15 protein-coding genes and 1 tRNA gene are annotated in these 15076 nt (G+C 60.3%); 4 read left to right on the forward strand and 12 right to left on the reverse strand.

The genetic code is table 11. From position 1 onward, the window contains the following. Positions 1-7 precede the first annotated feature (7 nt). Positions 8-889 carry a 4-hydroxy-tetrahydrodipicolinate synthase gene (gene dapA / locus GTW25_RS00090; protein WP_252909930.1) on the reverse strand — a complete coding sequence of 294 codons (882 nt, stop codon included), beginning with the start codon at positions 887-889 and terminating at the stop codon, positions 8-10. Positions 890-1133: 244 nt separating this feature from the next. Here dapA and GTW25_RS00095 point away from each other — a divergent pair, with 244 nt between their 5' ends. Beyond that, complete coding sequence (locus GTW25_RS00095) at positions 1134-3227, forward strand: lytic transglycosylase domain-containing protein (protein WP_252909931.1); 2094 nt, start codon at positions 1134-1136, stop codon at positions 3225-3227. 93 nt (positions 3228-3320) lie between these two features. Here the strand turns inward: GTW25_RS00095 and GTW25_RS00100 are convergent, their stop codons facing one another. Both GTW25_RS00100 and GTW25_RS00105 read right to left on the reverse strand, forming a co-directional pair. Continuing rightward, positions 3321-3674, reverse strand: a complete 354-nt coding sequence (locus GTW25_RS00100) for a hypothetical protein (RefSeq protein ID WP_252909932.1) — start codon at positions 3672-3674, stop codon at positions 3321-3323. 168 nt (positions 3675-3842) lie between these two features. Then, on the reverse strand, positions 3843-5060 hold the full coding sequence (locus GTW25_RS00105) for a porin (protein ID WP_252909933.1): 1218 nt from the start codon (positions 5058-5060) through the stop codon (positions 3843-3845). A 427-nt stretch (positions 5061-5487) separates the two neighbouring features. Here GTW25_RS00105 and GTW25_RS00110 point away from each other — a divergent pair. After that, positions 5488-5578: transfer RNA gene (locus tag GTW25_RS00110), tRNA-Ser, on the forward strand. Between the two features lie 19 nt (positions 5579-5597). Here the strand turns inward: GTW25_RS00110 and GTW25_RS00115 are convergent. From GTW25_RS00115 to GTW25_RS00130, 4 genes are all read right to left on the reverse strand, one after another. After that, on the reverse strand, positions 5598-6665 hold the full coding sequence (locus tag GTW25_RS00115; RefSeq protein WP_252909934.1) for a tyrosine-type recombinase/integrase: 1068 nt from the start codon (positions 6663-6665) through the stop codon (positions 5598-5600). Between the two features lie 218 nt (positions 6666-6883). Then, on the reverse strand, positions 6884-7498 hold the full coding sequence (locus GTW25_RS00120; protein ID WP_252909935.1) for a hypothetical protein: 615 nt from the start codon (positions 7496-7498) through the stop codon (positions 6884-6886). A 224-nt stretch (positions 7499-7722) separates the two neighbouring features. Then, complete coding sequence (locus GTW25_RS00125) at positions 7723-7968, reverse strand: hypothetical protein (protein WP_252909936.1); 246 nt, start codon at positions 7966-7968, stop codon at positions 7723-7725. After that, positions 7965-8288: a hypothetical protein gene (locus tag GTW25_RS00130; RefSeq protein WP_252909937.1), complete on the reverse strand. Its 324-nt coding sequence runs from the start codon at positions 8286-8288 to the stop codon at positions 7965-7967. The genes GTW25_RS00125 and GTW25_RS00130 overlap by 4 nt, the downstream gene beginning before the upstream one ends. Here GTW25_RS00130 and GTW25_RS20535 point away from each other — a divergent pair. Together GTW25_RS20535 and GTW25_RS00140 are read left to right on the forward strand one after the other, a co-directional pair. Further along, a complete protein-coding gene (locus GTW25_RS20535; protein WP_308206214.1) occupies positions 8275-8742 on the forward strand; it encodes a hypothetical protein in 468 nt (155 codons plus the stop codon). The genes GTW25_RS00130 and GTW25_RS20535 overlap by 14 nt on opposite strands. A gap of 539 nt (positions 8743-9281) precedes the next feature. Next, positions 9282-9692: a hypothetical protein gene (locus tag GTW25_RS00140; RefSeq protein WP_252909938.1), complete on the forward strand. Its 411-nt coding sequence runs from the start codon at positions 9282-9284 to the stop codon at positions 9690-9692. On the opposite strand, the gene GTW25_RS00145 is transcribed toward GTW25_RS00140, so the two are convergent. The 5 genes from GTW25_RS00145 to GTW25_RS00165 all read right to left on the reverse strand — a co-directional run bounded on the left by GTW25_RS00145 (position 9684) and on the right by GTW25_RS00165 (position 14956). Continuing rightward, positions 9684-9968: a hypothetical protein gene (locus GTW25_RS00145; protein ID WP_252909939.1), complete on the reverse strand. Its 285-nt coding sequence runs from the start codon at positions 9966-9968 to the stop codon at positions 9684-9686. The two genes, GTW25_RS00140 and GTW25_RS00145, sit on opposite strands and share 9 nt — an antisense overlap. Continuing rightward, entirely contained in the window at positions 9965-10750 is a 786-nt protein-coding gene (locus GTW25_RS00150) for a hypothetical protein (protein WP_252909940.1), read from the reverse strand. Before GTW25_RS00150 ends, GTW25_RS00145 begins: the two co-directional genes overlap by 4 nt. Then, a complete protein-coding gene (locus tag GTW25_RS00155; protein ID WP_252909941.1) occupies positions 10747-12684 on the reverse strand; it encodes a tape measure protein in 1938 nt (645 codons plus the stop codon). The genes GTW25_RS00150 and GTW25_RS00155 overlap by 4 nt, the downstream gene beginning before the upstream one ends. A 161-nt stretch (positions 12685-12845) precedes the next feature. After that, positions 12846-14336 (reverse strand): phage major capsid protein, encoded by a 1491-nt coding sequence (locus tag GTW25_RS00160; protein WP_252909942.1) that lies wholly within the window; start codon positions 14334-14336, stop codon positions 12846-12848. Further along, positions 14333-14956, reverse strand: a complete 624-nt coding sequence (locus GTW25_RS00165; protein ID WP_252909943.1) for a hypothetical protein — start codon at positions 14954-14956, stop codon at positions 14333-14335. Before GTW25_RS00165 ends, GTW25_RS00160 begins: the two co-directional genes overlap by 4 nt. Positions 14957-15076: the final 120 nt, after the last annotated feature.

The raw sequence follows: 15076 nt of genomic DNA on the forward strand, positions 1-15076 counted from the left end.
GTCGGCGTCAGTTGATCAAGCCGGCGTGGACCAGAGCGGCGTCGATGGCCTGCGCCGTCGACGGTTCGACGGTGACCAGCGGCGAGCGGACGCTGTTCTCGATCTTGCCGAGGCGCGACAGCGCATATTTCGCGCCCGACACGCCGGCCTCGATGAAGATCGCCTTGTGCAACGGCATCAGCCGGTCCTGCAATTCGATCGCCTTTTCCCGGTCGCCCGAAAGCGAGGCGCGCTGGAACTCGGCGCACAGGCGCGGCGCGACGTTGGACGTGACCGAAATCGCGCCCTGCCCGCCATGGGCGTTGAAGCCGAGCGCGGAGGCGTCCTCACCCGAAAGCTGGATGAAGTCCGGCCCGCAGGTGATGCGCTGTTCGGACACGCGCTCGATCTTGCCGGTCGCGTCCTTCACGCCGACGATATTGGCGAAATCCTTCACCAGACGTCCCATCGTCTCGGGCATCATGTCGATGACCGAGCGCGGCGGGATGTTGTAGATGATGACGGGCAGCTTGACGGCCTCGGCGACGGCCGCGAAATGGGCGTAAAGGCCACGCTGGTTGGGCTTGTTATAATAGGGCGTCACAACCAGAACGGCGTCCGCGCCGGCTACCTCGGCAAACTGGGCAAGTGCCACTGCTTCGGCCGTGCTGTTCGATCCCGCCCCGGCGATCACCGGCGCGCGGCGGGCCGCCGTCTCGATGCACAGTTCGACGACGCGGCGATGCTCTTCATGGCTGAGCGTCGGCGATTCGCCGGTCGTTCCGACAGGTACGAACCCGTTCGTGCCTTCCGCGACCTGCCATTCGATCAGGTCGCGATACGCTTTCTCGTCGAGCGCACCGTCCTTGGTGAAGGGGGTGACGAGCGCGGTCAGCGAACCTGTGAACATGATCGGATAGCTCCTGGGCGAAAACAGCGCATAAAGCGCCAATATGCCCGCCTTCTAGACGATCGCGGCCGCTTGCACCATAGTCTTGACGGCTTCGCCCGCCAAATTCCCGGCGAGAAAAACGGCCATTCATCGTATTTGATGCCTGCCGATAACCAATCGTTTACCTCGTCTTCACTCGTCAGACTGTACCTTTGCCTTTCCCGACCGAGACATCCACGACGAACGGCCCAGGACCGAACGAATGCAGCCCACACTCAGGACCCGCGTCGCGCTTACCGGCTTGACACTCGCCCTTCTGCCAAGCCTGGGCTTCGCCAATCCGGCATTGCCCGCCAATCCGCCGCTTCCAAGCCAGCGCCCCTACCAGGCCGTCGGCAATGTCGACAATTCGTTCACGACGAATTCGATCGTCGCGCAATCCGCCGCCGCAATGGCGACGGACCTCATCGTCACGGGCGACGTTTCCAGGCTGAAGGCCGGCCTCGACGCGCTGCAATCGGGCAACATCTCTCGCGCGCGGACCGCGCGAAACAATCTGCCGTCCAATTCGCTCGACCGCGCGATCCTTTCATGGGCGATCGCGACCAGCGGCGCCGAAGGCGTGCCGTCGTCCGAGATCGCCGAAGCGGCATTCGCGCTCAAGGGCTGGCCGGGCATGTCGCGGCTGCGGGCCAATTCCGAACGCGCGCTTTTGCGCGAGAACGCGGGGCCGCAAGCCGTTCTGCGCGCCTTTGGCGATACGCAGCCCGAAACCCGCGAAGGCACCATCGCGCTGACCCGCGCGCATCTGTCCGTCGGCAACACGCAGGCCGCCCGTGCGACGCTCGCGCCGTTCTGGCGCACCGAACGGCTGGAGCCGGGCGAAGAAGCTTCGATGATCCGTGAGTTCGGCCGCCTGCTCCCCGCGTCCGATCACTGGGCGCGGATGGAATCCATGCTCCACATCGACCGCGTCACCTCGGCCGAACGCGTGGCCGGCCTTGCCGGCGGCGAAGCGCTGACCAAGGCATGGGCCGCCGTCATTCGCGGCGAGAACAATGCCGGCCGTCTGCTCGCCGCCGTTCCGCAGGCCCAGAAGAAGGCCGGTTTCTATTTCGCGCAGGCGCGCCATCAACGCCGCGCGGAACGATACAAGGAAGCCGCGCAAACCATTTTGCAGGCACCGACGGGAGCCGCCAATCTCGTCAATCCGGACGCATGGTGGATCGAGCGGCGCGTTCTGGCGCGTGAACTGATCGACCTCGGCGAAAACCGGCTTGCCTATCAGGTTGCCGCCGGTCATTCGGCCGAAAGCCCTGCCAATGCCGTCGACGCCGAATTCCATGCCGGCTGGTTCGCCCTGCGCTTCCTCAACGATCCGCGCACCGCGCACAACCATTTCAACCGGATCGTGCAGATTTCCGAAGGCCCGATCTCGCTATCGCGCGGCTATTACTGGCTCGGCCGCGCCGCCGAGGCCGGCGGGCCGGGCACCGCGCGCGACTATTACCAGCGCGGCGCGCGCTACGGCACCGCATTTTACGGTCAGCTTGCCGCCGCCAAGCTGAACGCGACGACCATTTCGGCCGCCTTCCCCTCCGCTTCCGACGCCGACCGTCGCAATTTCGAAGGCCGTCAGGCAGTGCAGGCGATCCGCCGGCTCGAACGCGCCGGTCATCAGGGCCGGGCGAATACACTCTATCGCGATCTCGCGCTGCAACTCGACAGCGTCGGCGAACTTGCGCTTCTGGCCGTGATGGCGGAGCGCCGGGGCGATCATCCGCTCGCCTTGCGCGTCGGCAAATGGGCGGCGGGACGCGGTCTCGACGTCGGGGCGCTCGCCCACCCGGTCGGGGCCATTCCCGGCAACGCCAACATTTCGGCCGCCGGCAAGGCGCTTGCCTATGCGATCGCGCGGCAGGAAAGCGAATTCAACATCTCGGCGCGCTCGGGCGCAGGCGCGCTCGGCATCCTGCAATTGCTGCCGGGAACGGCGCGCGACATGGCGCGCAAGACGGGCGTCTCCTTCGACCAGGCGCGGCTCACGCGCGACGCCGGCTACAACGCCGCGCTGGGCGCCGCCTATCTCGGCGAACAGCTCGACCGCTTCAACGGCTCCTACATCCTCACCTTCGCGGGCTACAATGCGGGCCCGAGCCGTGCCGCGCAGTGGGTGAGCCGTTTCGGCGACCCGCGCGGGCAGAACATCGAACAGGTGGTCGATTGGATCGAGCGCATCCCGTTCCACGAGACGCGTTCCTACGTTCAGCGCGTGATGGAGAACTATCAGGTCTACAAGATGCGCCTTTCGGGGCGCGCGGATGTGGTGGCGGATTTGACGGGCGGACGGCGCTAGGAAAGTCTCAACCGTTACTTTTGAATAAACGAGAAAGGCGGAGAGGGCATGCCCTCTCCGCCTTAATTTTTTCAGCTTGTGAAGGACTAAGCCTTACTGCTGTTCGAAGGCGTCGACCTGATCGCACAGGCCGAGGGTCACCGTGCCATAGCTGCCGCGCTCTTCAAGCGCCCGATCACAAGCCTCGATGATCGAAGCCCGGTCGCCATCGGTCATTCCGGTGAATGCGGTGTTGAATTCGTCACCCTCATACACGGTCATCGTATCCATGTCGGAATAGAGGGGCGTAAAATCCGTGCCGCTTTCGAAGAAGGCGCGGTCCATGTCGTTCATCTCGGCCTGAACCGGATTGTCGGGCGTATCCGTAGGCGCCGACGTGTTCTGGGCGAATGCTGCGCCCGAAATGAGAAGCATGGCGGACGTCGCGGCGGCAAGATGGAATTTCATATTCTGTTCTCCTCGGTATTTGGAAACAAGACGCTGTCTTGAGTACCACCACAACGGCGGTTTGCCTTGCCGGTTCCACAAATTCGAAAAGCTTGCAGCCCTTTCCGCTCAAAAAAAAGACCCGCGGCAAAGCCGCGGGTCTCTTTAGACTTGGTACTTTCGAGCTTCTTAGAAGAAACGCGAGAAGCGAACGAAGCCCGAGGTGGAGTCGCCACCTTCGATGCCGCTGCCGAGGAAGCCGGCGTCGACGTCCGTGTAGACAACTTCCGTACGAACGGCGAAGTCGCGGACCGGGGTCCAGACGACGTTGAGCTCAGCGGCCCAGGCGTCAGCACCCGACGAAATGTCGGTGCCCGGAACGTAGATGTCGCTGATCCACTGACCGCCAACCGAAGCGCCGAAGGTCGGCGTGAACTGGTGGTAGTACGAACCGATGACCGACCACTCACCGCCATTGCCGTTGTAGGCGTTGTCGCTGTCGGCATAGTAACCGATCAGGCGGAGCGAGGAGCCTTCGTAGGCCGGGATGTTGAACTGCGCGCCGAGAGCGGCGGTGTAGCCCGAGTCGTCAACCTGACCAGCGATGAACGAGTTGCTAGTCGCAACGGCATTACCCGTGAAGCCGCCGGTACGGTCGTAGTCGTAACCGACCTGACCCCAGACGGAGCCCCAGCCCTGCGTGATGCCGACCTTGCCGACGACGTCCGGCACGTAGCCGTTGTTTTCGTAGGTACCACCACCAAAGGCGGCCGGAACAGCACCCGCAATGTTGGCGCGGTTGTCTTCGAGCGAAACCGTGGCGAAGAAGCCGTTGGAACCACCGAAGTTGTACTGCACCAGGTTGCGACGCTGGAAGCCGTAGTACAGGCCGCCATCCGAGTGCGAACCGAAGTTGGCAGCGCCTGCATTCGGCGTGAACGCCCAAGCCGAATCGTCACGACCCATCTTCAGGCCGCCGAGCTCGAGGAAGGCCTTGTTGTTGCCGACGGTGCCGTTGCCAGCCTGCGTCGTGGTGTTGCCTTCCCAGCGAACGTAACCGCGGAGCGTGCCCCACTCGGTGTCCGAACGAGCGTCGAAGAAGATACGAGCGCGGGCCAGCTTGTTGTAGCCGCCTTCGATGAAGCCCTGGTAGTTGCCGTCGAGGACCGAACCGGGAGCGAAAACGTCCGAATCGCTGGCGAAGCCGATCTGGTAACGGACTTCACCGCCGATGCGCAGGCAGGTCTCGGTGCCCGGGATGTAGAAGAAGCCGGCGCCGTAAACGTCGCAAACGCGAACGTATTCGACGGGCTCCGGCTCTGCGTAAACGATGGCGTCGGCTGCCTGGGCGCCCGATACGGCAACCAGTCCAGCGGCGGAGCCGAGAAGAAGGCTCTTGATGTTCATTTCTGACCTCCAGTCAAAAGTTGTTAAGCGGGTCTGGGCTCTTTTTGCTGAAGGACAGCGTTTCCCTGCCCCATCCCCAATTCCGAAAAAGGAGGTTTGTGTCCGCCCTTTCTCGATGCTGACAATACGCAGGACGCATTCCCGATCAACCGCGTTTGCATCTTAAACGCCCTTTGTGCCCTCGCAAGGGAAAGGCTTGTTGCAGAAAAGCCACGATTTGACCCCCGGCCTTTACGTTCTCTTAAGGGATGAGGCGACTTTGAGCCCGCAGCACGACAAGACCGGCGAGCCGCCGGGACGGAATCACGGGAATCGTCCGGACCTGCCCCGACGGATTCGCGAATCGTAAAGGCAACTCGATTTTCGACGTTGGAATCGAATGTCCGTATTGATTGTGCGGCTCTTCTTCTTTATCGACCGGGTCACCGGAGAGGTGGCCGAGTGGTCGAAGGCGCTCCCCTGCTAAGGGAGTAGGGCTCAAAAGGCTCTCGTGGGTTCGAATCCCATCCTCTCCGCCACCCTTATGACGAAGCGTTGTCATTTCAGCCTCTTGGATGCTTGTTTGTCCAACCTTTCGCCAAGGTTGGGAAAATTCTGTTCTCGATCCGATCTGTCGGGCATGCTTTTCACAGCCTCATCGGCAAGGCGTTGCTGATCGGCCGCGAGCGTATATCGCTCGACTTCCTTCAGGGTTTTGTGGCCTGTTATGGCCTGAATTCGCTTGGTGCTATTGCCGGCATCTGCCAAGCGCCGTGCTGCCGCTTTCCGTAGGCCATGCGCTGAGAGGCCTTTAAGACCCGCCGAATCACACTGCTCACGAAACCAGTTGCCGAAACCTGCTGGCGTGAACGGTGCGCCGAATTCGGTTATCAGGAACGTCATATTCGTGCGTGGAGCGTGCGCGAGGGCATCAAGCAGCGCGGCGTGCATTGTTATCTTTAGCGCCTGCCCAGTCTTGTTCTGCTGCACGGCGATCCGCGATCCATCCACATGCTGCCAGCCGAGCCGAACGACATCGCCGCGCCGTTGGCCGGTGTAGAGCATGAGAGCCATAGCTAGTCGCGCTCGTGAACCTATCGGGTGCCTTGCCTCGAAAGCCGCAATGTCTGCCTCGCTCCAGGTCGCAAAACCCTTTGCCTTCACGCGGAAGCCCTTGAGACCGCGAGCGGCGTTGGTTGGGATAAGTTCGATATCGACCGCAAAATCGAGAACAAGCCTTAAGAGCCGTAGCAGATTGTTCGCAGCATGCGGCCGATCCGACATTCCGCCGATGATGGCTTTGATGTGCTGCCGCTGAAGCAACTTCACTGGATCTTCGCCGTGCAGCCGCGCAAAACGGTCGAGAATGCCCCGGTAAGTCGCCTTTGTTGCTTCGGATAGTCCGAGGAATTCCGGTGACCGGTAGAATGAAAGGATGAGTGCCGCGACAGACCCCGGACGTGCGCGTTTCGCGCCAATTGCCGAAGTTGCCGCATCGAGGCCCTTGAGAGCCGATTCGTATGCCTGCCAGAAATCAGCCGTTTTTAGTAGCGCGGCGATTTCCCTCGCTTCGTCCGTGAGTATCCCACTGAGATAGGCAGAGAACAGCCCTTTCCGGAAACGCAACCGCGTCTTTCCGTGCCGATCGCGCGCGACGCTGACGTGAAGTGGAAGACCACCTCTATTTCTGCGAGGCATCGGTTAACACCCGATCCCAGGGGTTTTGTTCTGCGGCTCGCCCCTGTCCGCCGTCTGCCGTGATGACGCGTACGCCGTCCTTCGTCGCAACGAATTCTGCTATCTTCAATCCAGCGTTTTGCGCAGCTCTAATCGCTCTCGTGATTTCAATTTGCTTCACTGGAGACCTCACGACCATCGTTGTCCGTTGCAACCACCAGGCGTTCGATTTCAATCCCGGCTTCAAGTTCACTGTCCTCAGGGCAGTCCATAAGGATCTGGTGGCCGACAGCCACCAGCCGCTCCGCACCAATTACAAACCTGTTTCCTGCAGACCGGCTATCAATGTTCCGATAAAGATCTGCCGCGTCTGCTTGGTCGAGGTTCGCATGCGCATCATGGCTGCTGAATACAAAGCGCAAATTCAAAAGGCTGCGACGATCAAAATTCATCCACGCATATGAGCCGTCTTCTTGAAATTCGAAGCTCTTGATCGCGAACCCCGCACTCCCAAGCCCGCGGTTCATTGCCATGAGTAGAAAGGTGGCCAGCGAGCGGGCCTCGCCTTGAAACGCTTCCGACAGGCCAGGATGCAGTGGATGCCGCACGAGCTTGCAGTCGAACAACCGCCATGCAACGTCGGCTGCATCTGCCGGCCGGCGCGAAACCATGGCCAGGACGTGCAAGGCGGCCGCACCGATATCCATGTGGGGCGCATGCACGCCTCGCGGACCGGTTGGTATTTTGAGCGCTTCGCGCAGAGTGCGCGTTCTTTGATCCATCTCCGTTTCGGGACGATTCGTCATTGAAGCTAAAGCACTCTGTAGCTCACGAGACCGCATATCACTGCCCTTTTGGTAACTTTTACGAATAGGTACTGACCTAATCCCAACTCGTCAATGGTATTTTTTACTGTAAGAAACGGGTGTGGAAATTCCCCACCGACACGCTGTGGAACTTCCGCACCGAGGACTGGGGAATTTCCCCAGTTGGACTGGTGGATGAATTAGCCACCGATCGCTGCCCCACGTAACAGCCCGGCATAATTTTCGTGGGAGAGCCTGCTGGCGCGGTCTGCGATGTCTCTCGTGGCCCACAAGAGCGATTCGACACGCTTGAGCTTCAAGGTGTCTTCGGTCGAAAGCGGATCGCGATCGACGCTAACGGCCAAGTCTACGGCCATGTCGACGAGATCATGGCAATGCGTGATGTCCGCCAGAAGGTCATCTAAGGAGTAAGGGTTCTCCTTCATGACGTGCTCCCATACGCGCCATCTTGCCAGTGGAAAACCTCGACCGGCTTGCCGTAGCGGATGCCGCCATCCAGTTTCTCTTCGCTCCAATAGCCCGCGCGAATGTGCCGCCAACCGATATCCATTCTGCCGTCCATGACGATCGTCCAACGTCCGTTTTCGGCAATCTCCTCCATCGCCTGCATGGCCATCATCAAATGATGCTTGAGGCGATCGTGCGCGCCAAAGCGCGTCGCATAGGCCTCGTCCGTAGAAACCTCGACCAATCTTTCCTCTGCCGACGATGCGCGCACTGTTAGAAGTGTCATGGACGCTGCCAATGCCGATATCGCACCGCGCCTCGAAACCTTCGGTATGGAACTCAATTCCATAGTCGAAGGGATCGAATCCTTTTCAGGCAAAGCTTCGCCAACGGCGAATTCCATTGCGGATCGCATCATTTGCTCCTATTATGTGGCGTATCAAGTGATTGCTGGCATATCACTAGATTGGTTAACGATCAATAGGAAATCATCTGATATGGCTCAGATCACTGGCGCGCAGATCCGGGCGGCTCGCGCATTGCTGCGGTGGCGAGCCGATGATTTGGCCTCTGAAGCAAACATTGGCGTGGCAACCGTTCGACGGGCCGAGCAGGAAGATGGCCCTGTATCCATGACGTCTGCCAACGCAGCAGCGATCAAACGTGCACTCGAATCCTCAGGCGTCATTTTCATCAACGATGACGATCAAGGCCCCGGCGTTCGCCTCCGAAAGGATTCCGTGGCGGCGTAGAATTCAGAACGAATTCTTGCCGGGAATACGATGTGGTCCCAAAAGACATTCCAGCGTGGAATGTTTGAAAAGCCATTCCGGCCGGGAATAGCTGGCGTCCATACGCCATCCCTATATCCTGACTTCCGATAACCTCTATTTCCGGAACCCAGCCTCTGCCGGTGTCGCAAACTGATGGCAGAGCTTGTCTGCCGAGACACAAGATGTAAGGAATGGAGAATTATTTAGGGAGGTTTTAATGGCTGTATATCTCGTGACTTGGGACTTGAACAAGCAACAACAGAATTATACCCGAGCGCGTCAGATTTTAGTGGACCACCTCGAGACTTATCCGCATGTCAAGGATCCCGACTTAGATTCAGTTTGGTTCATCCAATCAGCCTCCGATGCTAGTACGCTCGAGGCAGAAATTCGACGTAGGATGGGTGAGACCGACCGGTTGATAGTCACGCAATTGGTGACTGGTCAACATCAAGGGTGGCTTGCGAAGGACGTATGGGCTTGGATAGATGCCCGCGTTTGATGGTGCGAGGCGACAAATGGAACTCAAAGATTTTGTTTCTCAAAGCATTCGCGAGATAATTGCGGGCATCGTTGAAGCCCAATCCGCTGATCAAGGCGATCTGGTCAACGCAAATTCGCTATCGGCAGCGTCAGGCGGGAATCTTTTCAACGCAGGCACTCACGGAGTTTTCACGCGCATCGATTTTGACGTGGCCGTAACCGCCGAAGTTTCTGGCTCGGCAGGCGCGGGCTTAAAGGTGTTTGGGTTGGGAGCAGAGGCAGCTGCTGACCGAAAGCATACTGGCGCTAATCGCCTCACTTTCAGCGTGCCGGTTCGACTTCCGGATGGGGACGCTACCAAAGGCGAGGAAGTGAAACGCAGGTCGGCGGAACGTCGTGCCCAGCTATTGCGAGACAGCGCCCCCACGCCGATTGGTTTAAGATAATCCCATCCAGAACTTGGCCGCACGGTTGACGACGGTCATGGCAGCATTCTGCCATGCATCCGCGTCAGAAGCTGTCACACCCCGCGACAGCATTTCGGCGCGCGCTTCGGACAGCGAAGCCATGGCATCCGCCAGGAAGGTTGGCACGGCGACCTTGCAACCGGCAGGGCAGCGTCGGCGCATTTGCTCGGCGAGCGTGTATCCGCACGCCGAGCCGATTTGGATGAACTCGTCGCGGTTCTTCGCTTCACCCCATTCGAGATCTGTCTCAATCATGCGACGCGCTTTCGACCCTGCGCTTTCATCGCGCGGCGCTGCTGCCGGCTCATGCCGTCGATGGCAGGCGGCATCATCGGAATGACCTTCGCGATCGGCCGATCTTTCGTCGGATCGATCAGCTCGCCAACCGCGTCATTCCAACGGTGAATGGTTTCGACCTTGACGCCCTTCGCGGTGACAGTTGTCATGTCCACATGCCCGCCGGTAGAGCTGAACAGCCCTTCGAAATATGGCGACGGCTTCGGGTTCTTCCGAGCGAACTGCATCATCGAAAGGCCAGCATCCCGAATCCACTCGTGAAAAACATCACCATCGCGAACCGGCCGAACGCCCATGTCATCCAGCGTCAGCCCCTCGTCGCAGTTCAAGCCGGTAAAAAAGTCCGGCTGGTGATGGATCTTGTCACTTGGCCAGCGGTCACTGCCTGGGATCTGGAAAAACACGTTTCGAACGCCATGCGTTTCCGACAGTCCGGCGATGAAAACTTGCGTGTGGAACAGCGTCCCAGCGTCGTCGATGCTCGCCATCAGTTCCGGCAACTCGGATTCGAACATCGACGTGGCTTTGTCGAAGCCATCGGCCTCGATGCGTTCGAGCAGCCCTTCAACGAGGATCTTGCCAAGGCCCGCGTTACCGCGAGACGCGATCGCGAGTGGCACCTTGTTCGATACGGTCACCTTCCGCTTTATTCTCGTCAGCCGGCCGGTTACATCGTAGGCGGCACCGTCCGTAAAGATAAACGATGCTTTCGGAGCCTCATAGGCGACGATGGCGCTCATTGATCATTCTCCTGCTCATGGGCCGCAGCCAGTTTCTGAATTGCGATTCTCTGTCCTGCCGAAAACTTGATATCGGCGCGCTTGGCGTCACCGAGGCAGTCCTGCGCATACCGCAGGCTATTTGCCTCAAGGGTGGTCAGGCCGATCAACTGCGCCTCCAGCTCCTGCTGCCGGATGAAGTCGTAACCTTTCGACGTCAGGCGATCGTAAGCTTCCTCCAGCTTCTTCGCTTCGCGCGCGGCCTTCGCCAGCCCCTTGTCATCGACGGTCGATGGCAGCGTGGCTGTCGTGGTGATCGCCGGGAGCACTGTTGAGCTTTCGCGGCTGCGGAAAGCATGGTTCCAGGCGGCATCGCCCTTGCCCTGCATTTCGACTGAAAGCGCGGCTGCCGCCTCTGCCTCCTGCCGCAACTCGCGCGCCCGATCGCCGAGGCCATCAGTAGCGACGCCCAGCAAGCCAAGAACGCCCGACAGCGCCCATTCTGTGCCCTCGACAATAGATGCCAGCATCCGGTTCCAGTCCGCGCCAAGCTGCGCAACTGCGCTCTGCCAGTAGTAGGAAAAGGCGTTGAGAATGGACTTGGAGCGATCAAAAATGTCCGCGAAAGCATCGCCCCAGCTTTCCGCGCTGCGACGTGCTTCGATAAGCTGGTGTACCAGTTCACCGAGCAACACCACGGCCGCGCCGATACCGATCCGGATCAGCGCCGTCCGGAGCAAAGCGAGCGCCCCTGTGAGGCCATGCGTCGCAAGCTGCGCCGCCACCATCGCGCCGACGTAGTAGGTGCCGTACGCCGTCGCGGCGGTTGCCGCATAGGTGACCATCCGCTGCATGTTGTCGGCGATGATGACGAGACCAGCCGCGAAGCTCTCGGATGCGCCGCCCGCCTGATCCATCATGCCGATGGTCATAAGCAGCGAGTTTCTGATCAGTGTCATTCCGTCCGCGATCGTCGCGGGCATCCGGTCGGCTTCTTCGCGCAGCGTTTCGAGCTGCGATGAAAGGCCAAGCATTACCTCGCGCGTGATCTTGCCATCAGACGCCATCTTGCGCAGCTCGAGGACATTCACGCCCATCGAATCGGCAAGTGCCTGCGCGAGCCGGTCGCTGCCGGTCATGACCGTGTTGAACTGGTCGAGGTTCATCTTGCCGAGCGAAATTGCGTCAGACCATGCGCGCTGGACGCTTTCAGCGCGTTGCCCGCGTGTCGCGCTGATCACCAGCGCATTGTTGAAGCTTTCGACCAGGTCGAGCTGGTCGCTGATCGAGACGCCCAGCGCTGTCAGCGACGTTGAACTCGATAGCCAGCTTTCGGCCGTGCGATCGAGATCCGAATAGGTTCGGCGCGCCATCTGACCCAGGCGCTCAAGAACCGCCTGCCCGCCTTCGAACGATCCGGTCGCATTGACGACGCGCGCCTGTATCTCGCTCCATTGATCGGCCATGTTGCCGAGCATCTTGACGCCCTGAAAACTCAGATACGCCAGCACGAGCTGCGAGACGGAGCTTTTCAGGCGGTCTATCAGCCCGGTCGATTGATCCACCGACGCGGCGGTGTTGTCGTTCGACGCCCGGAAATTGTCGTTCGCGGCGGTCGCGGAAAGGTATCGCTCGCGCAGCTGCCCCATGGCGCGATTGTATTCGGCCTGCGTCGCCAGCCCCTGTTGGAATGCGCGATCGAGCGTTTGCTGCCCGCGCTCCAACTGGCTTTGCGCTCGAAACTGTGAATCGATCTGTCCGCGCAGGCGATCATATGCGCCGGCTGCTGAAAGCTGACGACGGGAGGTCGTTTCCGTGGTGCGGGCGACGGTCTCGCTGCTCTTGGCGAGATTGTCCTGCGCGTCGGAAACCGACCGCAGATCCTGCTCCAGTTTGTCGAGACCTTCCTGTGTGCCTCGAATGTGAACTATGCGAACCGTGCTTTGAGCGCTCATCGTGTCGCTTCCTGTTTCGGAAAGGGAGATGGCGGCGATCACCGTCGAGAATTGACCGCCGCCTGAGCCTTGCCACCTTGACCCCTATGAAACGAACGGCGCAGGGAGGTGACTTACCGTTTTCGGCCTAGCTCATTGGCCTCAGGAAATAGCGCGCCGGATTAATTGCCGCCCTCAGATGCAACGCCGATGCGCATCAGGCGAATGGCGCGCGGATCACGCACGCCGCCACCGACACGTTTCGTCGCGTAGAAATGCACGAACGGCTTGTTGGTGTAGGGATCGCGCAGCATGCGGACGCCGATGCGATCGTTAATGACGTAGCCCGCCTGAAAATCACCGAACGCGATCGGGAGCGCATCGGCCGCGATATCAGGCATGTTCTCGTCAATCTCGACAGGGTAGCCGAGCAGCGTTGCCGGCTGGCCTGCGACGTAGGTTTCGCGCCACAGATAGTTGTCCTGCCCGTCCTTCATCTTCGCGATCGTCGCCGCCGTGGTTGAGTTCATCAGCCAGCGCGCATTTCGACGGTAGGGCGCAGGAAGGCCATACACGAAGTCGATAAGACTGTCGGCATTGCCGAGCGCCGCCGCAGCGCCGCTCGCCATAACGTCCAACGTGCCACCCGGATGAACCGTGGCGCTTGTTCCGCCTGGAACGTATGTCAGCAAGCCGCGCGGCTTGTTGATCCCGTTGCCGGCGATGAACGAGACACCTTCCTGCTTGGCAAATTCCTCCGCCAGCTCGTCGGTGATGAAGTTAGCGACGTTGTAATCAGCGTCGTCGAGCAGACGCTGCGTGATGGCGGGGTTCGCGTAGATCTCGCCATGCGTAAATTCGATCGGCTCGATCGTTCCGCTTTCGGTCTGCGGTCGCGCGGCGGTCTCACCGACCCAACCCGATCCCCAGCCCTTGCCGTTCCAAAGCGTCGAATAGCCACCGACAGTGGTCGAGACGACGCGCGCCAGGCGGCGCATCGGAGACAGCGGCTCAAGGGCGGCAATGATTTGCCGATCCCACTCGACTGGCGCGAGATAGCCACCCGAATTCGGCGTGCCGACGCTCATGCTGGCTTGGATGGATGCTCGCAGGCCATTGCGCTGAGCGTCGCGCACTTCGGACTCGTCTCGGCCGTCACGGATCCAGCCGCCGAACGAGGCTGTATATGCTGGATCCGGCGAGCGCATAGCGGAGGGCTGTGCCGTTGCTGGCCCCGTCTGCATCTGCGCGATACGGGTGTTGATGTCGTCGAGCATTTCTCGATGCTCGGCAAGGGTTCCATCCTGTCTGGCACGGAACGCCGACAGGTCGGAATTCATTTCGGCCAAGACCGTGGCGAGGTCGGTATTACGGCTATTGGCGTGGATAGCCACGATTCCGCGATGACGGGTAAGCGCGTTCATAGACGCGATCCTTTTCGGATATCCAGAGCGGACGCCGACATGCAGCGAAACGCCTCCGGAGAGGTTGAAACTGACAGGGGAAAATAGGCAGCGTCGCGCGTACCTTAGAGCCGCTACGGCAGGCTCGTCGTCGGCGCTACGGCAGCCGACCGTTTCAAACGCCTGACCTTGGCTGAGCAGCGTCGCGCGTACTCCGAGGGGGTTATTCGCCCCGTCACCAAAGCCGAACGGCTCTTGATTCGAGATCACTGTACGACCTTCAAATCTGGTTTGTCGAGATTGCGCAGACCAAACGCGAAATTTTCCACAAGCGCCGCCATCTCATCGGCACTCGACCCCATGCCTATGCCAATAGCGGATGCGCCCCGTAGCGCGCCCTCAATGATCGCTTCAGGCGCATATCCGGTATGCGATACCAGCCGGGAAACGGAACGGCTGACGGCGCGAACTTGCAGCTCGTGTAGCTCGTCGGGTGAATGTTCGGTCGGCTTCATCGTCATTGGCTCCATGGCTCTAAAATCGAAAGAAATCGGGAGAAATTCGTCGCGCTCGGCTGCACCGTCTGTCGCGATCCCTTGCGTTTCAAGGGTTTTCAGAAGGTCGCCGTTGACTGAGACGGCGTCCGACGCCTCAAAATTCGCCTGAGCGGAAATAAAATCTGCGAATGAGAGGGGGACGGGTCTAGCGGTTGGGTCGGTCGCGACTTTCGACCCGCCCCCCGCCTTCAGCTTCGCCTTGTGCTTTCGGTTCGTCCGACGGTGCTGCTCCTGCCAGCAAGCGGCGGAGCACGTTCGGGCATGGCGTCCTCTGCCCCGGCGCGGCTGGATGACTGGGCTGCCGCAGATCAGGCAAGGAACCTCGACGAACAACGGACGGCCTGCACGTGCTCGCGCTCGCTGCGCAGCCATCTTCGAAGGATTAGCCGCGCGCCAGGCATTTCGCTGACGGCGGACCAATTCAGCCTTGCAAGCGGCCGAGCAGTGCATCGC

This window comes from Aliihoeflea aestuarii, from assembly GCF_024105665.1.
In the GTDB taxonomy this organism is placed as follows: Bacteria; Pseudomonadota; Alphaproteobacteria; order Rhizobiales; family Rhizobiaceae; genus Aliihoeflea; species Aliihoeflea aestuarii.

Bases quoted from the DNA above. Each gene is read 5' to 3' on its own strand.
- dapA (WP_252909930.1), bottom strand. From the start codon at position 889: ATGTTCACAGGTTCGCTGACCGCGCTCGTCACCCCCTTCACCAAGGAC.
- GTW25_RS00095 (WP_252909931.1), top strand. From the start codon at position 1,134: ATGCAGCCCACACTCAGGACCCGCGTCGCGCTTACCGGCTTGACACTC.
- GTW25_RS00100 (WP_252909932.1), bottom strand. From the start codon at position 3,674: ATGAAATTCCATCTTGCCGCCGCGACGTCCGCCATGCTTCTCATTTCG.
- GTW25_RS00105 (WP_252909933.1), bottom strand. From the start codon at position 5,060: ATGAACATCAAGAGCCTTCTTCTCGGCTCCGCCGCTGGACTGGTTGCC.
- GTW25_RS00120 (WP_252909935.1), bottom strand. From the start codon at position 7,498: ATGGATCAAAGAACGCGCACTCTGCGCGAAGCGCTCAAAATACCAACC.
- GTW25_RS00125 (WP_252909936.1), bottom strand. From the start codon at position 7,968: ATGAAGGAGAACCCTTACTCCTTAGATGACCTTCTGGCGGACATCACG.
- GTW25_RS20535 (WP_308206214.1), top strand. From the start codon at position 8,275: ATGGACGCTGCCAATGCCGATATCGCACCGCGCCTCGAAACCTTCGGT.
- GTW25_RS00140 (WP_252909938.1), top strand. From the start codon at position 9,282: ATGGAACTCAAAGATTTTGTTTCTCAAAGCATTCGCGAGATAATTGCG.
- GTW25_RS00145 (WP_252909939.1), bottom strand. From the start codon at position 9,968: ATGATTGAGACAGATCTCGAATGGGGTGAAGCGAAGAACCGCGACGAG.
- GTW25_RS00150 (WP_252909940.1), bottom strand. From the start codon at position 10,750: ATGAGCGCCATCGTCGCCTATGAGGCTCCGAAAGCATCGTTTATCTTT.
- GTW25_RS00155 (WP_252909941.1), bottom strand. From the start codon at position 12,684: ATGAGCGCTCAAAGCACGGTTCGCATAGTTCACATTCGAGGCACACAG.